Here is a 21,397-nt window from a genome sequence, read left to right as displayed (position 1 = left end):
CTCAGTCCCTGCCGCTGCTGGTGGGCGTGGAGGTGGTCGTCGCGGGCGGCAGCGCTCCGTCGGCCTGGTTGTTGGCGCCGCCCGGGGAGGCCGGGGCGGTCGGGGTGCCGGTCGCCTTGGGCTTGGGCGGCGGCGGGGTCGTCGGGCGGGGCGGCAGCACGCTGTCGCGCGGGTCGGTCCGCGGGCCGAGGACGACGACACCGACGACGTCGAGCCGGGTGAAGCCGACGAACGGCTGGACCTGGAGGGTCTTGGTGAGGTTGCCGCCGGACGGGTCGACGCCGATGACCTTGCCGACCGGCACGCCGGGCACGAACGGCTTGTCCTTCTCCGAGCCGAAGGTCACCAGCCGGTCGCCCTTGTGCACCGCGACCTTGCCGTTGAGCAGCTGCACCCGCATCGGGCGGTCGCCCTGGCCGCTGGCCAGGCCCAGCTCCATGGAGCTCTCCAGCCGGGTGCCGACGGTGAAGTCCGGGTCGTTGGCGAGCAGCACGGTCGAGGTGCTGTTGCCAACGGTGGTGACCCGGCCGACGAGCCCGTCGCCGTTGATGACCGTCATGTCGCGGGTGATGCCGTCGCGGCTGCCGGCGTCGATGGTGACCGTCCAGGAGAAGCCCTGCGCGGCTCCTATCGCGATGACCTGCGCGCCCTTGATGGTGTACTGCCCGGCGCCGGCGGTCTTGAGGAGCTGGTCGAGTTCCTGGGCCCGGTTGCGGGTGATGTCGTTGCTGCCGAGCTTCTGCTTGAGCGCGGCGTTCTCGCGTTCCAGCCGGCTGATGGTGCTGCTGCGGTCGCCGGAGTCGCGCACCGCGTCCACCGCGTTGCCGACCGGGTCGACGACTCCGGAGACGGCGTTCTCCACCGGGCCGAAAACGGATTCCGCGGCCTGCCGCGGCCGGTCGAGCGGCGAGTTCTCACCGCCCCGGATGTCCACGGTGATCAGCGCGAACGCGATCACCACCAGCAGCACCAGCAGCAGCCGGCTCTCCTTTGTGTCCCTCACGGGCGCCAGTCCGTGCCTTCCTCATCGGACCCGCCGCCGAGTGGGCAAGCGGCCGGTCGGAGCTACTGTGCTGGGGTGCGGGCCTCGCGGGCGGCCGGGCCTCGCGAGGCGGCGGCCCGCGGGCCGCGTGTCATCTGCGGGGGGCGGCGTCGAGGACGCGCTGCAGCGCCTCGAACTCCTCGACGCACTTGCCGGCACCGAGCGCCACGCAGTCCAGCGGGGTCTCGGCGATGTGGATGGGCATGCCCGTCTCGTGCCGCAGCCGTTCGTCCAGGCCGCGCAGCAGCGCGCCGCCGCCGGCGAGCACGATGCCGCGGTCCATGATGTCGCCGGACAGTTCCGGCGGGCACTTGTCGAGCGTGGTCTTGACGGCGTCGACGATCGCGTTGACGGGTTCCTCGATGGCCTTGCGCACTTCCGCGGCGGAGATCACGACGGTCTTGGGCAGCCCGCTGACCAGGTCGCGGCCGCGGATCTCGGTGTGCTCGTCGTCGTCCTTGTTCGCGAACGCGGAGCCGACGGTCAGCTTGATCTGCTCGGCGGTGCGCTCGCCCAGCAGCAGGCTGTACTCCTTCTTGATGTGCTGGATGATCGCGTTGTCCAGCTCGTCGCCCGCCGTCCGGATGGACTGCGCGGTGACGATGCCGCCGAGGCTGATGACCGCGACCTCGGTGGTGCCGCCGCCGATGTCGACGACCATGTTGCCCGTCGCCTCGTGGACCGGCAGGCCCGCGCCGATCGCGGCGGCCATCGGCTCCTCGATGATGTGCACGGTGCGCGCGCCGGCCTGGTTGGCCGCGTCGATCACGGCGCGGCGCTCCACACCGGTGATGCCGGACGGCACGCAGATGACCATGCGCGGACGGGCGAGGTAGCGGCGGCGGTGCACCTTGAGGATGAAGTACCGCAGCATCCGCTCGGTGATCTCGAAGTCGGCGATGACGCCGTCCTTGAGCGGGCGGACCGCCACGATGTTGCCCGGGGTGCGGCCGATCATCTTCTTGGCCTCGGCGCCGACCGCCAGGATGCCGCCGGTGTTGGTGTTGACCGCCACCACCGATGGCTCGTTCAGCACGATCCCGCGGCCCCTGACGTACACCAGCGTGTTGGCCGTGCCGAGGTCGACAGCCATGTCACGGCCGATGAACGACATGTTGTTCGCCATGAGGATACGTCTGGCCTTCCCGAGCTTGAGCGGAGATTCCATCGTAGTCGCGACCTGTGAGGCGCGCGGGCCGGGGCTCCGACGTCATTGTCATCAGAACACACAGCAGACCCCAGTAATGGTGACGCCGTGTCGGAGTGTTTGGTTCCCGACAGGCCACGGGCTACGCCCGCGGTTGCGGGAGTTAGGCCAGACCGGGGAAGAACAGCTTGATCTCGCGCTCGGCGGACTCCGGCGAGTCCGACGCGTGCACGAGGTTCTCCCGGACGATGGTGCCGAAGTCCCCCCGGATGGACCCGGGTGCCGCGGCGATCGGGTCGGTCGGGCCGGCCAGCGCGCGCATCCCCTCGACGACCCGCTCGCCCTCGACGACCAGCGCGACCGACGCCCCCGCGGACATGAACTCCACCAGCGGCTCGTAGAACGGGCGTCCGACGTGCTCGGCGTAGTGCTGCTCCAGGGTGCCGCGGTCCAGGGTGCGCAGTTCCAGGGCGCTGATCGTCCAGCCCGCCTTGCGCTCGATGCGGCCGATGATCTCGCCGACCAGGCCGCGGCGGACAGCGTCGGGCTTGAGAAGGACGAGGGTGCGCGTGGACACGGGCGGCTCCTGCGGGGAAGACGGGTGACGGTGGTGCGATGAGCCTACAAGGCCGCACTCAGGCGGACTGCGCCGCGTTCCTGGCCTTGGCCTCGTCGATCACGCGCCCGTAGTGGATCGACGCCCACCACAGAGCCGCGAAGACCGCGCCGAGGAAGAACATCGTACCGACCGCGAGGCCGCTCAGGATCAGCCCGATCTGCAGCGCCCAGCCCACCGTGAGCGCCCCGCGGCGGCCGAGCATGCCGCACAGCAGCAGGCACAGCACCATCACGATCCCGCACACCGTCCACACGGTGCCCACCGACAGGTCCTCGTTCTTCATCGCGACCAGACCCGCGAAGCCGACCACGAAGAACTCGCTGATCAGCGTGGTCGAACACAGCATGCGCATGAGATCAAGCCCCTCAACTGCGACCCAGCAGCAGCCGGGCCTCTCCCACGGTGATGACCGAGCCGGTGACCAGCACGCCCGCTCCGGCGTACGCGCCCTCGTCCTCGGCCAGCGTGATCGCCGCCTCCAGCGCGTCGTCCAGCCGCGGTTCGACCTGCACCCGCTCGTCGCCGAACACCTCGACGGCGAGCGCCGCCAGTTCGTCCACGTCCATCGCCCGCGAGGTGGAGTTGCGGGTCACGACGATCTCGGCGAGGACCGGCTCGAACGCCTCCAGCAGCCCGCGCACGTCCTTGTCCCGGCTCGGGCTCACGACGCCCACCAGGTGTGTGAAGTCGAAGGCCTCGCGGATCGCGGCGGCGGTGGCCTGCGCGCCCGCCGGGTTGTGCGCGGCGTCCAGCACCACGCTGGGGCTGCGCCGTACGACCTCCAGCCGGCCCGGCGAGGTGACGGCGGCGAAGGCGCCGCGCACGGTGTCCAGGTCCAGGGTGCGCTGGTGGACCTGGCCGATGCCGAAGAAGGCCTCCACCGCGGCGAGCGCGACCGCGGCGTTCTGCGCCTGGTGCTCGCCGTACAGCGGCAGGAAGACCTGGTCGTACTCGCCGCCGAGGCCGCGGAGCGTCAGCAGCTGCCCGCCGACGGCGACCTCGCGGGCGACGACGCCGAACTCCTGGCCCTCCCGGGCGACCGTCGCGTCCTCCCGCACCGCCCGCTCCAGCAGCGTGTGCGCGGCGTCCGCGGGCTGCCGGGCGAGGACGGCGGTCGAGCCCTTCTTGACGATGCCGGACTTCTCCACCGCGATCTCGCCCGGGGTGCGGCCGAGCCGGTCGGTGTGGTCCAGCGCGATCGGGGTGACGACGGCGACCTGCGCGTCGATCACGTTGGTCGCGTCCCAGCTGCCGCCCATGCCGACCTCGACGACCGCGACGTCGACCGGCGCGTCGGCGAAGGACGCGTACGCCATCGAGGTGATGACCTCGAAGAACGACAGCCGGTGCTCCTGCGCCTCGTCGACCATCTGCACGTACGGCTGGAGGTCGCGGTAGGTCTCGATGAAGCGCTCGGCACTGATCGGGGCGCCGTCCAGGCTGATCCGCTCGGTGATGGCCTGCACGTGCGGGCTGGTGTAGCGGCCCACCCGCAGCTCGAAGGCCATCAGCAGCCGCTCGATCATCCGCGCGGTGGTGGTCTTGCCGTTGGTGCCGGTGATGTGGATCGACGGGTAGCCGCGCTGCGGTTCGCCGAGGACGTCCATCATGGCCTGCATCCGCACCAGCGACGGGTCGAGCTTGGTCTCCGGCCAGCGGGCCAGCAGCTCCGCCTCGACCTCGCGCAGCTCGCGGTCCACCGCCGGGTCCTCGGGGCGGCGCGGCACGTCGTCCGCGGCGGACGCCGGGGCGACGCCCGCCCGCAGCGTGCGGCTGCCGGCCTCGATGACGGCCATGTCCACCTCACGGGGCGCGTCGCCCGCGGTGCGCTCGTCGTCGTCGGTGTCGTACGCGGCGGCGTCCGGGGCGGCGTCCGGATCGAAGGCCTCGTAGGCGTCGTCGCCGGGGGCGCCACGGCTGGGGAGGTCGGTCACGCCGTCCAGTCTACGGAAGGCGGCCCCGGCCTCATGGCCAGGGCCGCCCCCTTCCGCGCGTGTGCTCCGGCCGGCCCGTCAGCCCTGCGGGAGGGCGGCGAGCTGGGCGGTGATCCGCTCGATGTCGGACTCCGCCGTGGCGAGCCGGGCCCGGATGCCGGTCACGACCTTCTCCGGGGCCTTGGCGAGGAAGCCCTCGTTGCCGAGCTTGCGCTGCGCGTCGGACTTCTCCTTCTCGGCAGCCGCAAGGTCCTTCGCGAGCCGCTTGCGCTCGGCGGCCACGTCGATCGTGCCGGACAGGTCCAGCTCGACGACGGCGCCGCCGACCGGCAGCGAGGCCGTGGCGTGGAAGCCCTCCTCGGCGGGCTGGAGCCGCAGCAGGCGCCGCACGGCGTCCTCGTGCGGGCCGAGCACCGTACCGCCCAGGGAGAGCCGCGCGGGCACCTTCTGGGTGTCCTGGAGGCCCTGCTGGGTGCGGAACCGGCGGACCTCGGTGACCAGCCGCTGGACCTCGGCGATCTCCGCCTCGGCCGCCGGGTCGCGGAAGCCGCTGTCCTTGGGCCAGTCGGCGACCACGAGCGTCTCGCCGCCGGTGAGGGTCGTCCACAGCGTCTCGGTGAGGAAGGGCACGATCGGGTGCAGCAGCCGCAGCAGCGTGTCCAGGACCTCGCCGAGAACCCGGCCGGAGACCCGGGCGCTGTCGCCGCCGTTGAAGAACGCGGTCTTGGACAGCTCCACGTACCAGTCGAACACCTCGTCCCACGCGAAGTGGTAGAGCGTGTCGGAGAGCTTGGCGAACTGGTAGTCGTCGTAGAAGCCGTCCACGTCGGCGACGATCCGGCCGAGCCGGGACAGGATCCAGCGGTCGGCCGCCGACATCTGCTCGGGCGCGGGCAGCGGGCCCTCGGTGGTGGCGCCGTTCATGAGCGCGAAGCGGGTGGCGTTCCAGATCTTGTTGGCGAAGTTGCGGGACGCCCGCACCCAGTCCTCGCCGATCGGCACGTCAGCGCCCGGGTTGGCGCCGGTGGCCAGGGTGAAGCGGACGGCGTCCGAGCCGTAGGCGTCCATCCAGTCCAGCGGGTCCACCGAGTTGGGGTTGGACTTGGACATCTTCTTGCCGTGCTCGTCGCGCACCAGGCCGGTGAGCGCGATGGTGTGGAAGGGCGCGACGCCGTCCATCGCGTACAGGCCGAACATCATCATCCGGGCGACCCAGAAGAAGATGATGTCGTGGCCGGTCAGCAGCACGTCGGTCGGGTAGAACTTCGCCAGTTCCGGGGTGCTCTCGGGCCAGCCGAGGGTCGAGAAGGGCCACAGGCCGGAGGAGAACCAGGTGTCCAGGACGTCGGAGTCCTGCGTCCAGCCCTCGCCCGTGGGCGCCTGCTCGTCGGGTCCGACGCACACCGTCTCGCCGTTCGGGCCGTACCAGACCGGGATGCGGTGGCCCCACCACAACTGGCGCGAGATGCACCAGTCGTGCATGTTGTCGACCCAGTCGAAGTAGCGCTTCTCCATCTCCCGCGGGTGGATGGAGACCCGGCCGTCGCGCACCGCGTCGCCCGCCGCCTGCGCCAGCGGGCCGACCTTGACCCACCACTGCAACGACAGCCGCGGCTCGATCGTCGTCCGGCAGCGCGAGCAGTGGCCCACCGAGTGGACGTACGGGCGCTTCTCGGCGACGATCCGGCCCTGCTCGCGCAGCGCGCCGACGATCGCCGACCGCGCCTCGAAGCGGTCCAGGCCTGCGAACGGGCCGGGCGCGGTGATGACCGCGCGCTCGTCCATGATCGTCAGCGACTCCAGGCCGTGCCGCTGGCCGATGGCGAAGTCGTTCGGGTCGTGCGCGGGCGTCACCTTGACCGCGCCCGTGCCGAACTCCGGATCGACATGGGTGTCCGCGACGACCGGGATCGTACGGTCGGTGAGCGGCAGCTTGATGCGCCGGCCAACCAGGTGCCGGTAGCGCTCGTCGTCCGGGTGGACGGCGACGGCGGTGTCGCCGAGCATCGTCTCGACCCGGGTGGTGGCCACGACGACGCTGTCCTCGCCCTCCCCGTAGCGGATCGAGACCAGCTCGCCGTCGTCGTCCTGGTACTCCACCTCGATGTCGGAGATGGCCGTCAGACAGCGCGGGCACCAGTTGATGATGCGCTCGGCGCGGTAGATCAGCTCGTCGTCGTAGAGCCGCTTGAAGATCGTCTGGACGGCGCGCGAGAGGCCCTCGTCCATCGTGAAGCGCTCCTTGGACCAGTCGACGCCGTCGCCGAGCCGCCGCATCTGGCCGAGGATCCGCCCGCCGTACTCCTCCTTCCAGCGCCACACGCGCTCGACGAAGGCCTCGCGGCCGATGTCGTGCCGCGACTTGCCCTCGTCCGCGAGCTGCTGCTCCACCTTGTTCTGGGTGGCGATGCCGGCGTGGTCCATGCCGGGCAGCCACAGCGCCTCGTAGCCCTGCATGCGCTTGCGGCGGGTGAGGGCGTCCATCAGCGTGTGCTGGAAGGCGTGGCCCAGGTGCAGGCTGCCGGTGACGTTGGGCGGCGGGATGACGATCGTGTACGGCGGCTTGTCGCTCTTGGCGTCCGCCGTGAAGTAGCCGCGTTCTACCCAGCGCTCGTACAGCGGCCCCTCTACCTCGGCCGGCGCGTACGTCGTCGGCAGATCGGGGGTGCTGTTCGGCCCGCTGGCGGGGCGCTGAGTGTTGTCGGTCACCCGCCGATTCTACGGGGGCGGCCGGGGCTGTTACGAATCAGTTGGCCCCTTACGGCGCCCCCGCCCGCGGCGTCCGCGAGGATGGGGGGATTCGTTGACGGAGGGGACGATCCATGAGCAGCAACCAGCCGCCGCCCGGCCCGTACGGGCAGCAGCCGCCGAATCCGTACGGTGGCGGGCAGCCCGGCGGTTACGGTCAGCCGCAGCCCGGCTACGGGCAGCAGCCGCCCGCCCAGCCCGGCTACGGCTACCCCCAGCCCGCGCCGCCGCAGCCCGGCTACGGGCAGCAGCCCCCGCCGCCGCCGGGCTACGGCCAGCAGCCCCCGCCGCCCCCGCAGGGTTACGGCCAGCAGCCGCCCGCCCCGCCCGGATACGGGCAGCAGCCCGGCTACGGCTACCCGCAGCAGGGCGGCCAGCCGCCGTACGGCCAGGTGCCCCAGCAGGGCTACGGCTACGGGCAGCCCCCGGCGGGCCCGCAGGGCGGCGGGAGCGGCAGGCGGACCGGCCTGATCGTCGGCGCGGTCGTGGTGGTCGCGGCGATCGTCGGCGGCGTCGTCCTGCTGATGAACGGCTCCAGCGGCGGCGGCATCAAGAACGACGGCAAGAAGTACAAGCTCACCACGCCCGACACGGTCGCGCAGACCTACAAGAAGGCCTCGGGCGACGACTCCGAGGACGACACCATCAGCTCCGAGGACCGCACCCAGCTCAGCGCGCTGGGCATCACCGACCCGCACAGCGTCGGCGCCGACTACGCGGAGGGCGACTCGGCGGCCGCCGCCGGGCTGCGCTTCGGCGGGCTCTACGGCACCGTCGCGGACCCGGACAAGGTCGTCGACGGGCTGCTCGCCTACGTGGCCGCGGCGAGCAAGAAGGATCAGGCGAGCGGCGACAGTTCGGACGGCGGCACCTTTGAACCCGTCGGCTCCCCGCAGAAGGAGAGCCCGGCCGGCATGGACGACGCCGTGATGAAGTGCCAGAACGTGAAGGTGAGCGAGGGGGACAAGACGATCACCACACCGGCGTGCGTGTGGTCCGACTACAGCACCGTCGGCTTCGTCATGCCGCTCGACCCCAAGGCCGCGCTGCTGGGCACCGGCATGTCGCTCAAGGACGCCGCCGACCTGACCTTCAAGGTCCGCCAGGACACCCGCGTACCGCTGGGCTGACCCGGCCCGCACACACGAGGGGCGCCCGGTGCGGAACCGGGCGCCCCTCGTGTCCGCGGATCCGTGCCCGCGGTGGCGCTACGCGCTCTTCTGCTCGCCCTTGCCGACGATGCGCGGCTCACGCGGCACCAGCGTCGGGTTGACGTTGGAGTGCACGACCTCGGCGGTGATCACCACACGGGCGACGTCCTTGCGGGACGGCACCTCGTACATCACCGACATCAGCACCTCCTCCATGATCGCCCGCAGACCCCGGGCGCCGGTCTGCCGCAGGATCGCCTGGTCGGCGATGGCCTCCAGCGCGCCGCGTTCGAACTCCAGCTCCACGCCGTCGAGTTCGAAGAGCTTCTGGTACTGCTTCACGAGCGCGTTGCGCGGCTCGACGAGGATCTGCAGCAGCGCCTCGCGGTCCAGGTTGTGCACGCTGGTGATGACCGGCAGACGGCCGATGAACTCCGGGATCATCCCGAACTTCACCAGGTCCTCCGGCATGATCTCCTGGAAGAGGTCGGCCGCCTGGAGTTCCCGCTTGGAGCGGATGGTCGCTCCGAAGCCGATGCCCTTGGCACCGGCCCGCGACTCGATGATCTTCTCCAGCCCGGCGAAGGCGCCGCCCACGATGAACAGCACGTTCGTCGTGTCGATCTGGATGAACTCCTGGTGCGGGTGCTTGCGGCCGCCCTGCGGCGGAACGCTCGCGGTCGTGCCCTCCAGGATCTTCAGCAGCGCCTGCTGCACGCCCTCACCCGACACGTCACGGGTGATCGACGGATTCTCGCTCTTGCGGGCCACCTTGTCGATCTCGTCGATGTAGATGATCCCGGTCTCGGCCTTCTTGACGTCGTAGTCCGCCGCCTGGATCAGCTTCAGCAGGATGTTCTCGACGTCCTCACCGACGTAGCCGGCCTCGGTGAGCGCGGTGGCGTCGGCGATGGCGAACGGCACGTTCAGCATCCGGGCCAGGGTCTGCGCCAGCAGCGTCTTGCCCGAGCCGGTGGGACCGAGCAGCAGGATGTTGGACTTCGCCAGCTCGATCGCGTCCTCGTGCCCGGGGCGGCCGTTCTCCCCGGCCTGGACGCGCTTGTAGTGGTTGTAGACCGCCACCGAGAGCGCCTTCTTGGCGGGCGTCTGCCCGACCACGTAGCTCTCCAGGAACTCGTAGATCTCCCGCGGCTTGGGCAGATCCTCCCAGCGGACCTCGGAGGACTCCGCGAGTTCCTCCTCGATGATCTCGTTGCAGAGATCGATGCACTCGTCGCAGATGTACACACCGGGGCCTGCGATGAGCTTCTTCACCTGCTTCTGGCTCTTTCCGCAGAACGAGCACTTCAGCAGGTCTCCGCCGTCACCGATGCGTGCCACGAGGTCTTTCCCCTTCGCCTGGGTTCCGCCGGCCTTCAACGGAGCCTGGGTGCTTCTCTCATCGACGGTACCTTGCCGCGCCCCCCGTGTGGGCCCCCCTTGGACGTACTCGCTCATCCGGGTCCAGGGGGCGGGGGGCGCGGCAGGCGGCCGCCGCTCGGGTGGATCAGTCCTGACGCGGACGCATCAGGACGATCCCGGGGCGTCCTCAGACGCCGACGGAGGTCTTGCGGGTCGAGACGATCTGGTCGACGAGACCGTAGGACAGGGCCTCCTCGGCGGTCAGGATCTTGTCCCGCTCGATGTCGTCCCGGATCTGCTCGATCGGCGTGGTGGAGTGCTTGGCCAGCATCTCCTCCAGCTGCTGCCGCATCCGGATGATCTCGTTGGCCGCGATCTCCAGGTCCGAGACCTGACCGCGGCCGGTCTCGGTGTACGGCTGGTGGATGAGCACCCGGGCGTTCGGCAGCGCCATCCGCTTGCCGGGGGTACCGGCGGCCAGCAGCACCGCGGCGGCGGAGGCCGCCTGGCCCATGCAGACCGTCTGGATGTCCGGCTTCACGAACTGCATCGTGTCGTAGATCGCGGTGAGCGCCGTGAAGGAGCCGCCGGGGCTGTTGATGTAGACCGAGATGTCGCGGTCCGGGTCCATCGACTCCAGGCACAGCAGCTGCGACATCACGTCGTTCGCCGAGGTGTCGTCGATCTGCACGCCCAGGAAGATCACCCGCTCCTCGAAGAGCTTCGAGTACGGGTCGTAGCGCTTGTAGCCCTGGGAGGTGCGCTCCTCGAACTGCGGAACGAGGTAACGGGCCTCGGCGCCGAACACGCCGGGCCGCTCGGCCCGGGTGCGCTCGTACAGGCCGCTGCCGGGGAAATTCTGAGTGTTCACGTCCACCGTCCTGGTGATGTCGAGCTTCGAGTGATCGTCGGGGCTGCCGCGGCCCGGCTCAGGAGCCGGAGCTCGCGCCGGTGCCACCGCCGCCGGGCACGTGCGCGGCGGAGAGCATGACCCCGTCCAGCAGGCCGTACTCCTTGGCCTCCTCGGCGGAGAACCAGCGGTCGCGGTCGGAGTCCTTGGTGATCTGCTCGAAGCTCTGGCCGGAGTGCTGGGCGATCAGCTCGGCCATGCGGCGCTTGGTGTGCAGCAGCTGCTCGGCCTGGATCTTGATGTCGGTGGCGGAACCGCCGAGACCGGCGGACGGCTGGTGCATCAGGATGCGGGTGTTCGGCAGCGCGAAACGCTTGCCCGGGGTGCCCGCGGTGAGCAGGAACTGGCCCATCGAGGCCGCCATGCCCATCGCGATCGTCACGACGTCGTTCTGGATGAACTGCATCGTGTCGTAGATCGCCATACCGGCGGTCACCGAGCCGCCGGGGCTGTTGATGTAGAGGAAGATGTCCTTGTCCGGCTCGGCGGCCAGGAGCAGCAGCTGAGCCGTGATCTTGTTGGCGATGTCGTCGTCGACCGCTTGGCCGAGGAAGATGATGCGCTCGCCGAGCAGTCGGTTGTAGACCTGGTCGCCGAGGCCACCGGGGTTCGGCTCGCCGGCGGCGGAAGGCATCGGAGTCGTCACGTATCCACCTGCTCGTTGTCGGACGGTAGACGGGCCGTCACAGGGTCTTCGTCTGAGTCGGTCACCTTCCCCGCAGGGGGACTGCGCCCTTCTCCTTACGGACCCTAACGCGCGGGTGGTGGCCGTAAATCCTGTACGGCCACCTGTTCGCTCTGAGCGCATGGCGCATACCGCGCCGGATACGCCCAGGGGCGCGGGGAACTGCGCGAACAACCCACCACCGGCCGGTGGTCCGGAGCGGGCCGAAGAGACCCCCTGGGTCGGTGACGACCCACGCCCCGGTGGGGCTGAGCGCGCGGCTCCCCGCGCCCCTGATGCGTACCGCCCTCCGCGGAGGGAGGGTCAGGCCTGCTCGACCTCGGAGGGACCCTCGGACGCGTCAGCGTCCGCCGCGGACCCGTCCTCGTCCTCGTCCTCGTCGTCGGCCAGGTCGACGACCTCACCGTTGGAGTCGGTGACCTTCGCCGCCTCGACGACGACCGCGAGGGCCTTGCCGCGGGCGACCTCGCCCACCAGCAGCTGGACCTGGTTGCCCTCGACGACCGCCTGGGCGAACTGGTCGGGGCTCATGCCGGAGGAAGCGGCGCGGCGCACGAGGTGCTCGGTGAGCTCCTCCTGGTTGACCGACAGCTTCTCCTTGCCGACGAGCTCGTCGAGGATGAACTGGGTCTTGATGCCCTTGACCGCCTGCTCCTCGAGCTGCGCGTCGTACTCCTCGCGCGTCTTGCCCTCGCGCTCCAGGAAGGACTCCCAGGTCAGACCCATCTGCGGGAACTGGTGGTGCTCCAGGTTGTGGGTCCGGGTCTCGATCTCGTCCTTGAGCAGCTTCTCCGGGATCGCGACGTCGGTCAGCTCGATGAGCGCGTCCAGGACCTTCTCCTGGGCGGCCGTGGCCTGGTCGTACTGCTTCATCGACTCCAGGCGCTTGCGGCTGTCCGCGCGCAGCTCCTCCAGGGTGTCGAACTCGCTCGCCAGCTGGGCGAACTCGTCGTCCAGCTCCGGCAGCTCGCGCTGCTGGACGTCGGAGACCTCGACCTTGACCTCGGCGGCCTGGCCGGCCGCCGAGCCGCCCTTGAGCTCGGAGGTGAAGGTGGCCGAGCCACCGGCGGACAGGCCCGTCACGGCGTCGTCGATGCCGTCGAGGAGCTGGCCGGAGCCGATGGTGTAGCTGACGCCCTTGGCGATGCCGTCGCCGAGGACCTCGCCGTCCACGGACGCCTCCAGGTCGACGACCACGACGTCGCCCTCGGCGGCGGCGCGGTCCACGGTGGAGGTGGTGGCGAAGCGGTCCCGCAGCTGCTCCAGGGACTTCTCGACGTCCTCGTCGGAGACCTCGACGGCGTCGACGGTGACCTCGATGCCGGAGTAGTCCGGGATCTCGATGGTCGGGCGGACGTCCACCTCGGCGGTGAACTTCAGCTCGTTGCCGTCGTCGAACTCGGTGATGTCGACGTCGGGCTGCCCGAGCACGTTGATCTCGCCCTCGGTGACCGCCTGCGTGTAGAACTTCGGCAGCGCGTCGTTGATGGCCTCTTCGAGGACCGCGCCGCGACCGAAGCGCTGGTCGATGACGCGGGCAGGGATCTTGCCCTTGCGGAAGCCCGGCACCGTGACCTGGTTGTTGATCTTCTTGTACGCCGCGTCGAGGCTGGGCTTGAGCTCCTCGAAGGGCACCTCGACAGTGAGTCGAACCCGGGTCGGGTTCAGAGTCTCGACGGCGCTCTTCACGGTTGGGTCTCCTTGGGGCTTTACGTTGATGGGGGCGGACCTTCGGCCCTTCGGCGCGGCTCGCGCATCCGGTACCCGGTACCCGGCCATGCCTTGTACCCGGTCGCCGGCGGCCCATCCTACCCGTACCACAAACCCGCCCGGGCGGGGTCGCCCGGCAGCCCGCCGGCCGCTCCCGCACAACGCGTCAGCGCTGGTCGGGGTGGCCGGATTCGAACCGACGGCCTTCCGCTCCCAAAGCGGACGCGCTACCAAGCTGCGCCACACCCCGCTGGTGCGACACGTAGAGTACATGCCCCTTAGACCGTGGGCAGCCGGTATTCACCCGCGCCCGATCCGGTTCGACCGCCAACCGCACGATGTGCCAGAATCAAGGCGCTGCGGGCGTAGCTCAATGGTAGAGCCCTAGTCTTCCAAACTAGCTACGCGGGTTCGATTCCCGTCGCCCGCTCTGTACGACGAACCGGCCCGGTCCCGTGGATCACCTCCACGGAACCGGGCCGCCGTCGTTGCGGGGGCGGGGTCAGTCGACGGGGACGCCCTGGGGGGACTTGATGCGGCGCATGATCATTTGGGAGTTGACGTCGCTGACGCCCGGCATGCCGATGAGTTTCTCGGTCCAGAAGCGCTCGTAGGCGTCGGAGTCGGCCACCGCGATGCGCAGGAGGCAGCCGGGGGCGCCGTAGAGGCGGTAGGCCTCGACGACGTCGGTGGTGGACAGGACCTCGGTCTCGAAGGCGGCGACCGAGGCGCGGTCGCGGTGGACCTCGACGGAGGCGAAGACCTCGAAGCCGCGGCCGACGGAGGCGGGGTCGACGACCGCGCGGTAGGTCTGGATCACCCCGTCGTCCTCCAGCTGGCGTACCCGGCGCAGGCACGGGGAAGGGGTGAGGCCGACCCGCTGGGCCAGCTCCTGGTTGGTCAGCCGGCCGTCGGCCTGGAGTTCGCGCAAGATATGTCTGTCGATGGCGTCCATCGCAGCATTATCAACCAGGATTTAACAAAGTACCGGCTGGTATTCGCAATCATATGCTGGGTCTACGCGCATATCATTGCAGTGGAGACCGTGTACGGTGCCGAGCCCTGCTCCCACGGGTGTCGGCGGCCCCCGCGGCAACGGTCGGCGCAGCGGCAGCAATGGAGGCGGAGGCATCGTGCGACACGTCGTGGTGATCAGCACCGGGGGCACCATCGCCAGCCGGTGGCAGGGCGACGGATACGCGGCCGAGGCCGCCGGGCGCGAGGTGCTGGAGGCCGGCGCCGTGCCCGAGGACGTGCAGGTGCGGGTCGTCGACCTCTTCACCGTCAACAGCTCGCGGCTGACCACCGACCACCAGCTGCGGCTGCTGTACGCGGTGCACGAGGCGCTCGCCGACCCCGAGGTGGACGGCGTGGTCGTCACCCACGGCACGGACACCCTGGAGGAGTCCGCCTTCTTCGTCGACCTCTTCCACCACGACCCGCGCCCGGTGGTCTTCACCGGCGCGCAGCAGCCGCTGGACGCCCCCGACGGCGACGCGGCGGGCAACCTCTACGACGCGCTGCTGACCGCCAGCTCCGGGCGGGACATCGGCGCGGTGATCGTCTTCGCCGGACAGGTCTTCGCCGCCCGCGGCACGGTCAAGCAGCACACGGTGGACGCGCGCGCCTTCGGCGCCCCGGACGGGCAGCCGCTGGGCCGGGTCGACTTCGGCCGGGTGCGCTGGTCGCGGCGGGTGCCGCGGCACGCGCCGCTGCCGCTGCCCGCGCGCACCGGCAGCACCCCGCGGGTCGACATCGTGATGCACCACAGCGACGGCGACTCGGTCCTCTTCGACGCGGCCGTGGCGGCAGGCGCCCGCGGCATCGTGGTGGTCGGCACGGGCGCGGGCAACGCCAACCCGGAGGTCGCCGACGCGGTGCGCCGCGCGGTCGGCGCCGGGGTGCAGGTCGCCGTCAGCACCCGGGTCGCGGCGGGCGCGGTGGCCCCGCTCTACACCGGCGGCGGCGCCGTGGACCTGGCGGCGGCCGGCGGGCTGCTGACCGGCTCGCTCAAGCCGGGCCAGGCCCGTATCGCGGTGCTGGCCGCGCTGCTGGCGGCGGGCGGCCCGGACCGCGGTCCGGACGCGCCGGACGCCGGAACGCTGCTGCGTGCCCTGCTGGCCCCGGCGGCGGAGCCGCAGCGGCCGGCGTCAGATCTTTATCTGGTTGATGGTGTCGGCCACTGAGTTCAGGAACCGGTTGATCTCCGGCGCCATGTCCGTGGACGCCAGGAAGAAGCCGAAGAGGGCGGCGACGATCGCGGGCCCCACCTTGATCGACTTGGACCGGATCATGACGAAGAGCACGACGGCCAGCAGCACTGCCGCGGACAGCGAGATCACCACAGCGGATCACTTCCTCAATCGGTTCCAAGCCGAGCCTGTCCGGGGAACCACGCTGCGCCCCCGCCTCGCCCGTAGTCCATGGTGCCATCCCTGACCGACAATCAACGCCCTTCGGCGGCAGGGCAGATGGTTGCGATCGGGTGTGCTAGGGCCTGTCGTGTGGATCTCCGTGGAGGAAGGAGCGGGGTCCGGCGCTCCCCCAGAGCTTCGCCTGGGAGGTACCCCCAGCTGCAAGGCGGAGGAGGGAGGCAACGCGGCGGGGGTCCCCCCATGGCGAAGCCTCTGGGGGAGTTGTCGACCGACGACAACGCCGGGGGCACCTCCCGCCGAAGGCAGGGGGAAGATGTGCGTGCCGGGGCACGCGACGCCGCGGAGATCCACACGACAGGCCCTGGAGACAGACGCGGCGTGTCGCGCGGGGCGGCTCAGGAGGCGCGGTGGGTACGGCTGACGATGAGCAGCGCCCGGTCGTCGTTGACGTCCTTGGCCACGGCCTCGATGAGCCGCCAGGCCGCGCCGCGGAAACCCGTCGTGATGAAGCGGTCCGCCTCGCCGATGAGCCGGTCCACGCCCTCGCTGATCTCGCGCTCGGCGGTCTCCACGAGCCCGTCGGTGAAGAGCATCAGGACGTCGCCGGCCCGCAACGTGCCCTTGACGCCGTGGAATTCGGCCCCGTCGTAGACGCCGAGCAGCGGCCCCTCGGCGGTTATCTGCTCCCACACGCCGCTGCCCGCGTGCAGTTGGACGCCCGGCGGGTGGCCCGCCGACAGCAGTTCGAAGTCGCCGCTCTCCAGGTCGAGCACCAGGTGCACGGAGGTCGCGAAGCCCTCCTCCCAGTTCTGCCGCAGCAGGTAGCCGTTGGCGGCGGGCAGGAAGGAGTGCGGCGGCAGCGAGCCGAGCAGGCCGCCGAAGGCGCCGGACAGCAGCAGTGAGCGCGAGGCGGCGTCCATGCCCTTGCCGGACACGTCGGTGAGCACCGCCTCCAGCACGCGCCCGCCGGAGCTGCGGGTGGCCACGACGAAGTCACCGGAGAAGGACTGCCCGCCGGCCGGCCGCAGGGACATCTCGGCGTGCCAGCCGCCGGGCAGCCGTGGCAGCCGGCTCTGCACCCGGATACGTTCCCGGAGGTCGAACAGCATGGTGTGGCCGCCCCGCCACGGCACCCCGACCCGGGACCGGAACTGCGCGATGACCAGGCCCGTCAGCGCGACCGCGGTGACCTCCAGCACCGTGCCTGGCGTGACCCGGGCCGGGCCCTCCCGGTAGGGGCCGAGCGTCGCGGACTCGGCGATGAGCGCCACCGCGGAGGCCGCGTAGAGCAGCAGCAGGCTCGCGGGGCGCAGCAGCAGTCCGCCGGCCAGGATCGGCAGCACCAGGGCGCTCGGCGGGCACCAGGCGGGCGTGACGACCGAGACGTACGCCAGCAGCGGGATCGCCGCGACGAGCACGGCCAGGCCCGCCCAGTCCGAGACGCCGCCGCGGAAGTAGTCGACGGCGGCCTTGCGCACGCCGAGCCGGGCCCGGTGCAGCCGCCTGCGCCACCGGAGCCCGATCCCCTCGCCCACCGCCTCTTTCGCCATGTCCCGGCGACCCTACCGAGCGGCGGCCCGGCTGTGCAGGGCGGATGACCTGTGAGCCGTCCGGGTGAGCCGCCCGTCCGCTCCTTTCGCGCCGGAAAATACGTTCGCCTGCTACCCGGCGCCCTGGTAGGCACGGTTCATGACGATCGAGTTGCGGGCGCTCGCCGAGGGCGAGTGGGAAGCGTACGAGCGGTGCCTCACCCGGTCCTTCGGCGGCCCCGGCGAGGACCCCGCCGAGGCACGTCTGTGGCGGGAACTGCTGCCCGTCGAACGGACGGTCACCGCGTGGGACGGCAAGGACGTCGTGGGGACGGCGGGCGCCTTCGACTTCCGCATGACCGTGCCGGGCGGCGCCCCGGTGGCGGCCGCGGGCGTCACGGCGGTGAGCGTGCTGCCGACGCACCGCAGGCAGGGCGTGCTGACCGCGATGATGCGCCGCCAACTCGACACCTTCCGCGCCGACCGCACACCGCTGGCCGTCCTCACCGCCTCCGAGCCGCAGATCTACGGCCGGTTCGGCTACGGGGCCGGGGCGCGCCAGGTGCACGGAAGCTTCGACGTCCGGCACCTGACGGTGGAACTGCCGCCGGGCGCCGAGCGGTTGCGGATGCGGCTGGCCGACCCGGCCGAGGCCTCGGCGGCCTGCGAGGCGGTCTACGCCCAGGTGGTGCCGCGGCGGCCCGGCATGCTCGCCCGCCGCCCCGGCTGGGAGCGCCACCCGCTGCTGGACCCGGCGAGCGGGCGCGGGGACTTCGGGCCGATGCTGTGCGTGCTCGCCGAGACCGCCGAGGGCGAGGTGCGCGGCTACGCCCGCTACTGGACGTCGAACCGCGGCACTCCCGAGGGCATCCCCGACGGCACCGTCAGGCTGCGGGACGCCGAAGCGCTCGACCCGGCGGCGTACGCGGCGCTGTGGCACTACCTGACCGGCATGGACCTGACCTCCCGGCTGGTCTTCCACAACCGCCCCGCCGACGACCCGGTGCACCAGCTCGTCTCCGACATCCGCCGCTGCCGGCTGGGCTGGCGCGACGGCCTGTACGTGCGCCTGGTCGACCTCCCCGCCGCGCTCGCCGCCCGCGCCTACACCGTGCCGGTGGACGTGGTGCTGGACGTCGAGGACGCCTTCTGCCCGTGGAACTCGGGGCGTTGGCGGCTGTCCGCGGACGCCTCGGGCGCGGTGTGCGCGTCCACGTCCGACCCCGCCGACCTCGCCCTGACCGCCCGCGACCTGGCCACCGCCTACCTGGGCGGCCACACCCTGCGCACCCTCGCGGGCGCCGGGCTGGTCACCGAGCCGCGTCCCGGGGCCCTGGGGCCCGCCTCGGCGGCCTTCCAGTCCGATGTGCAGCCGTGGGTGCCGCACGGCTTCTGAGGGCCGCTCAGGCCGCCTGGCAGCGCGGGCACCAGAAGAGGTTGCGGGCCGCGAGGGTCTGGGTGCGCACCTGCGTGCCGCACACCAGGCACGGCTGTCCGGTGCGGCGGTAGACGTACACCTCGCCGCCGTGGTCGTCGACCCGCGGCGGGCGGCCCATCGCCTCCGGCTCGTGCTCGGGGCGCACGGTGTCGATGCGGTTGTTGCGCACGCCCTCGCGCATCAGCGCGACCAGGTCCGCCCACATCGCGTCCCACACCGGCCGCGGCAGGTCCCGCCCGGCCAGGAAGGGGTCCACGCCGTGCCGGAAGAGCACCTCGGCGCGGTAGACGTTGCCGACGCCCGCGACGACCTTCTGGTCCAGCAGCAGCGCCGCGACGCTGATCCGGGAACGCGCGATCCGGGCGTACACCCGGTCCGGGTCGTCGCCCGGACGCAGCGGGTCCGGGCCCAGCCGGTCGTGTATCGCGCGCTTCTCCGGCTCGGTGATCAGCGCGCAGGCGGCGGGGCCGCGCAGATCGGCGTGGTGCCGGGCCGTGGCGATCCGCAGGCGGACGGTGTCCGCGGGCAGCGGCGGCGCGCCCTCGCCGAAGCGGAAGGTGCCGATCAGGCCGAGGTGCACATGCACCCAGCCGACACCGCCGAAACCCAGGAAGAGGTGCTTGCCGTGCGCCTCGGCGGCCTCCATGACCCGGCCGTCCAGCAGCGCGGCGCCGTCCGAGAACTTGCCCTGCGGGCTGGCCGCCCGCACCACCCGGCCGCCGAACCGCTCGGTGTGGTCGGCGGCCAGCCGGTGGATCGTGTGCCCTTCCGGCATCGTCGGCCGGTCAGTCCTGCTGCGGGTGGTGTGCCGGAACCGGCGGCAGCTCGCCCGTCGCCTCGTACGCCGTGAGCATGTCGATACGGCGCTGGTGCCGCTCCTCGTGGGAGTACGGCGTCGCGAGGAACAGCTCGACGAACTTCACCGCCTCCTCCTGCGTGTGCATCCGGCCGCCGATGCTCAGCACGTTGGCGTCGTTGTGCTCGCGGGCCAGCGTCGCGGTCTGCTCGCTCCACGCGAGGGCGGAGCGCACGCCGCGCACCTTGTTCGCGGCGATCTGCTCGCCGTTGCCCGACCCGCCGATGACGACGCCGAGGCTGCCCGCGTCGGCGGCCGTCCGCTCGGCGGCCCGCAGGCAGAAGGGCGGGTAGTCGTCGAGCGCGTCATAGACGTGCGGCCCGCAGTCCACGGGCTCGTGCCCGTTGGCGGTGAGCCATTCGACGAGGTGGTTCTTGAGTTCGAAGCCGGCATGATCGGAGCCGAGGTACACACGCATGGGGCCAGTCTTTCACCTCGCGCGGCGAGCCCGCGTAGCGGCTGCGCCGGGCAGGGGTTGCTCGCGCACCATCAGGGGCGCGGGGAACTGCGCGAGCAACCCACCACAGGCCGGCGGTCCGGTACGAACCGAACTGCCCCTTCGGGCCGGTGACGACCCGCGCCCCTGAAGAACGGGTGCCCCGCGGCGCAGCCGCAGCCCGGAACGCTCACCGCCCCGCGCAGCGGTCAGTGGCGGACCAGGCGCCAGGTCAGGGGGAGGGCGGTCATCGCGAAGGCCGCCTTGATCGCGTCGCCCAGCAGGTAGGGGCGCAGCCCCATCGTGAGGGCCTGGTGGGCGGAGAGGTGGGCGGAGAGGGCGAGGTACGGGACGCCCACCGCGTAGATGACCGCGGAGCCGACGGCCATGACGCCCGCGGTGCGCAGCACGGTGCGGTCGCCGCCGCGGCGCGCGAGGAAGCCGACCACGCCGGAGGCGAGCAGCATGCCGAGGATGTAGCCGAAGCTCGCCATGGACCAGCCGGACGCGCCGCCCGCGAACCACGGCAGGCCCGCGACGCCCGCGGCGGCGTAGAGGCCGAGGGAGGCGAGGCCGCGCCGGGCGCCCAGCGTGGTGCCGACCAGGAGGGCGGCGAAGGTCTGGCCGGTGACGGGCACCGGCGAGCCGGGGACGGGCACGGAGAGCTGCGCGGCGAGCCCGGTGAGGGCGGCGCCGCCCGCGACGAGCGCGGCGTCGCGCAGCCGGGCCCGGGTCGCGGAGGAGGCGGGCAGCAGGTCGGCGAGGACGGTTCCGGCCCGGCCGGTGGCAAGGGTGGCGGCGCTCATGGAGTTCTCCCGCGGGGTGAGGCGGCTGGGGGTCGCCGCGGTGGGCGACGCTCCGACGCTAGCCCAGCGGTCGGGCGCCGATCATCGTCCGCTTCCGACAAAGGCGCGATCTTCCGCTTGGAGAGTCCGGCTCCGCCCCGGCGGGAGGTTTACGCAGGTGACGTGAGCTGCGTCACGCCACCGGAGCACGGCCGGGGCGGGCTGCGGGAGCCCGCCCCGGACCACATGTGCTGTGCGTTTCCACCAAGTTACGCGGGCTGGATGAGATCCCACCGGTTGCCGTAGAGGTCGCGGAAGACCACGACCGCCCCGTACGGCTCGTAGCGCGGCTCCTCCTCGAAGACGACGCCCTCGGCGACCATGCGCTTGTAGGCGCCGTCGAAGTCGTCGGTGGTCAGGAAGTGCCCGACGCGTCCGCCGGTCTGGTCGCCGATCCGGGCGGACTGCTCCGGGGTGGACGCGCGGGCCAGCAGCAGGCCGGTCTCGCGGGCGCCGGGCGGGGAGACGACGACCCACCGCGAGCCGTCCGCGCGCGGGGTGTCCTCGCGCAGCTCGAAGCCGAGCGCGCGGGTGTAGAAGGCGATGGCCTCGTCGTAGTCGCGGACGACGAGGGCCACCAGGCCGAGGTGCGCCATGGTGTGCCGACCGT

General features: G+C 71.6%; 20 protein-coding genes and 2 tRNA genes. 4 read left to right on the top strand and 18 right to left on the bottom strand.

Annotated elements, in window-relative coordinates:
- Position 1: 1 nt before the first annotated feature.
- From mreC to ACH4PY_RS15620, 6 genes are all read right to left on the bottom strand, one after another.
- Positions 2–1,003 (bottom strand): rod shape-determining protein MreC, encoded by a 1,002-nt coding sequence (gene mreC / locus ACH4PY_RS15645; protein ID WP_398181581.1) that lies wholly within the window; start codon positions 1,001–1,003, stop codon positions 2–4.
- 130 nt (positions 1,004–1,133) lie between these two features.
- Positions 1,134–2,156: a rod shape-determining protein gene (locus ACH4PY_RS15640; protein WP_398182140.1), complete on the bottom strand. Its 1,023-nt coding sequence runs from the start codon at positions 2,154–2,156 to the stop codon at positions 1,134–1,136.
- Between the two features lie 196 nt (positions 2,157–2,352).
- Positions 2,353–2,766, bottom strand: coding sequence for a nucleoside-diphosphate kinase (gene ndk / locus ACH4PY_RS15635; protein WP_398181578.1), 414 nt, complete (start codon positions 2,764–2,766; stop codon positions 2,353–2,355).
- 58 nt (positions 2,767–2,824) lie between these two features.
- On the bottom strand, positions 2,825–3,160 hold the full coding sequence (locus ACH4PY_RS15630; protein ID WP_398181575.1) for a DUF4233 domain-containing protein: 336 nt from the start codon (positions 3,158–3,160) through the stop codon (positions 2,825–2,827).
- A 13-nt stretch (positions 3,161–3,173) separates the two neighbouring features.
- Positions 3,174–4,742: a bifunctional folylpolyglutamate synthase/dihydrofolate synthase gene (locus ACH4PY_RS15625; RefSeq protein WP_398181573.1), complete on the bottom strand. Its 1,569-nt coding sequence runs from the start codon at positions 4,740–4,742 to the stop codon at positions 3,174–3,176.
- 78 nt (positions 4,743–4,820) lie between these two features.
- Positions 4,821–7,451 (bottom strand): valine--tRNA ligase, encoded by a 2,631-nt coding sequence (locus tag ACH4PY_RS15620; protein ID WP_398181570.1) that lies wholly within the window; start codon positions 7,449–7,451, stop codon positions 4,821–4,823.
- A 113-nt stretch (positions 7,452–7,564) separates the two neighbouring features.
- Here ACH4PY_RS15620 and ACH4PY_RS15615 point away from each other — a divergent pair, with 113 nt between their 5' ends.
- Complete coding sequence (locus ACH4PY_RS15615; RefSeq protein WP_398181567.1) at positions 7,565–8,620, top strand: hypothetical protein; 1,056 nt, start codon at positions 7,565–7,567, stop codon at positions 8,618–8,620.
- 78 nt (positions 8,621–8,698) lie between these two features.
- Here ACH4PY_RS15615 and clpX read toward each other — a convergent pair whose 3' ends face one another.
- The 5 genes from clpX to ACH4PY_RS15590 all read right to left on the bottom strand — a co-directional run bounded on the left by clpX (position 8,699) and on the right by ACH4PY_RS15590 (position 13,558).
- Complete coding sequence (gene clpX / locus ACH4PY_RS15610) at positions 8,699–9,982, bottom strand: ATP-dependent Clp protease ATP-binding subunit ClpX (protein ID WP_398181564.1); 1,284 nt, start codon at positions 9,980–9,982, stop codon at positions 8,699–8,701.
- Between the two features lie 208 nt (positions 9,983–10,190).
- Positions 10,191–10,874, bottom strand: coding sequence for an ATP-dependent Clp protease proteolytic subunit (locus tag ACH4PY_RS15605; RefSeq protein WP_398181561.1), 684 nt, complete (start codon positions 10,872–10,874; stop codon positions 10,191–10,193).
- Between the two features lie 58 nt (positions 10,875–10,932).
- Complete coding sequence (locus tag ACH4PY_RS15600) at positions 10,933–11,547, bottom strand: ATP-dependent Clp protease proteolytic subunit (protein ID WP_031514585.1); 615 nt, start codon at positions 11,545–11,547, stop codon at positions 10,933–10,935.
- 354 nt (positions 11,548–11,901) lie between these two features.
- The gene (gene tig, locus ACH4PY_RS15595; protein WP_398181558.1) at positions 11,902–13,287 is read right to left on the bottom strand and encodes a trigger factor; all 1,386 of its coding nucleotides are present in this window, start codon (positions 13,285–13,287) and stop codon (positions 11,902–11,904) included.
- A gap of 194 nt (positions 13,288–13,481) precedes the next feature.
- Positions 13,482–13,558, bottom strand: a tRNA-Pro gene (locus tag ACH4PY_RS15590).
- Positions 13,559–13,667: 109 nt separating this feature from the next.
- On the opposite strand from ACH4PY_RS15590, the gene ACH4PY_RS15585 reads away from it, so the two are divergent.
- Positions 13,668–13,738 (top strand) — tRNA-Gly (locus ACH4PY_RS15585).
- 72 nt (positions 13,739–13,810) lie between these two features.
- Here ACH4PY_RS15585 and ACH4PY_RS15580 read toward each other — a convergent pair.
- Entirely contained in the window at positions 13,811–14,263 is a 453-nt protein-coding gene (locus ACH4PY_RS15580; protein ID WP_398181555.1) for an Lrp/AsnC family transcriptional regulator, read from the bottom strand.
- A 178-nt stretch (positions 14,264–14,441) separates the two neighbouring features.
- On the opposite strand from ACH4PY_RS15580, the gene ACH4PY_RS15575 reads away from it, so the two are divergent.
- A complete protein-coding gene (locus tag ACH4PY_RS15575) occupies positions 14,442–15,494 on the top strand; it encodes an asparaginase (protein WP_398181552.1) in 1,053 nt (350 codons plus the stop codon).
- Here the strand turns inward: ACH4PY_RS15575 and ACH4PY_RS15570 are convergent.
- Both ACH4PY_RS15570 and ACH4PY_RS15565 read right to left on the bottom strand, forming a co-directional pair.
- Positions 15,459–15,653 carry a hypothetical protein gene (locus ACH4PY_RS15570; protein WP_398181549.1) on the bottom strand — a complete coding sequence of 65 codons (195 nt, stop codon included), beginning with the start codon at positions 15,651–15,653 and terminating at the stop codon, positions 15,459–15,461. The genes ACH4PY_RS15575 and ACH4PY_RS15570 overlap by 36 nt on opposite strands.
- A 425-nt stretch (positions 15,654–16,078) precedes the next feature.
- Positions 16,079–17,233, bottom strand: a complete 1,155-nt coding sequence (locus ACH4PY_RS15565; protein ID WP_398181546.1) for a PP2C family protein-serine/threonine phosphatase — start codon at positions 17,231–17,233, stop codon at positions 16,079–16,081.
- A 139-nt stretch (positions 17,234–17,372) separates the two neighbouring features.
- Here ACH4PY_RS15565 and ACH4PY_RS15560 point away from each other — a divergent pair, with 139 nt between their 5' ends.
- A complete protein-coding gene (locus ACH4PY_RS15560) occupies positions 17,373–18,608 on the top strand; it encodes a GNAT family N-acetyltransferase (RefSeq protein WP_398181544.1) in 1,236 nt (411 codons plus the stop codon).
- 7 nt (positions 18,609–18,615) lie between these two features.
- Here the strand turns inward: ACH4PY_RS15560 and ACH4PY_RS15555 are convergent, their stop codons facing one another.
- The 4 genes from ACH4PY_RS15555 to ACH4PY_RS15540 all read right to left on the bottom strand — a co-directional run bounded on the left by ACH4PY_RS15555 (position 18,616) and on the right by ACH4PY_RS15540 (position 21,383).
- Entirely contained in the window at positions 18,616–19,425 is an 810-nt protein-coding gene (locus ACH4PY_RS15555) for an Fpg/Nei family DNA glycosylase (RefSeq protein WP_398181541.1), read from the bottom strand.
- Positions 19,426–19,435: 10 nt separating this feature from the next.
- On the bottom strand, positions 19,436–19,924 hold the full coding sequence (locus tag ACH4PY_RS15550; protein WP_398181538.1) for a ribose-5-phosphate isomerase: 489 nt from the start codon (positions 19,922–19,924) through the stop codon (positions 19,436–19,438).
- 227 nt (positions 19,925–20,151) lie between these two features.
- Positions 20,152–20,748 carry a biotin transporter BioY gene (locus tag ACH4PY_RS15545; RefSeq protein ID WP_398181536.1) on the bottom strand — a complete coding sequence of 199 codons (597 nt, stop codon included), beginning with the start codon at positions 20,746–20,748 and terminating at the stop codon, positions 20,152–20,154.
- Positions 20,749–20,996: 248 nt separating this feature from the next.
- Positions 20,997–21,383 carry a VOC family protein gene (locus ACH4PY_RS15540; protein ID WP_398181533.1) on the bottom strand — a complete coding sequence of 129 codons (387 nt, stop codon included), beginning with the start codon at positions 21,381–21,383 and terminating at the stop codon, positions 20,997–20,999.
- Between the last annotated feature and the right edge of the window lie 14 nt (positions 21,384–21,397).

Origin of the sequence: Streptomyces sp. NPDC021224 (genome assembly GCF_044332905.1) — a bacterium.
Lineage (GTDB): Bacteria > Actinomycetota > Actinomycetes > Streptomycetales > Streptomycetaceae > Actinacidiphila.
This window is presented reverse-complemented; position numbering and strand designations above follow the sequence as displayed.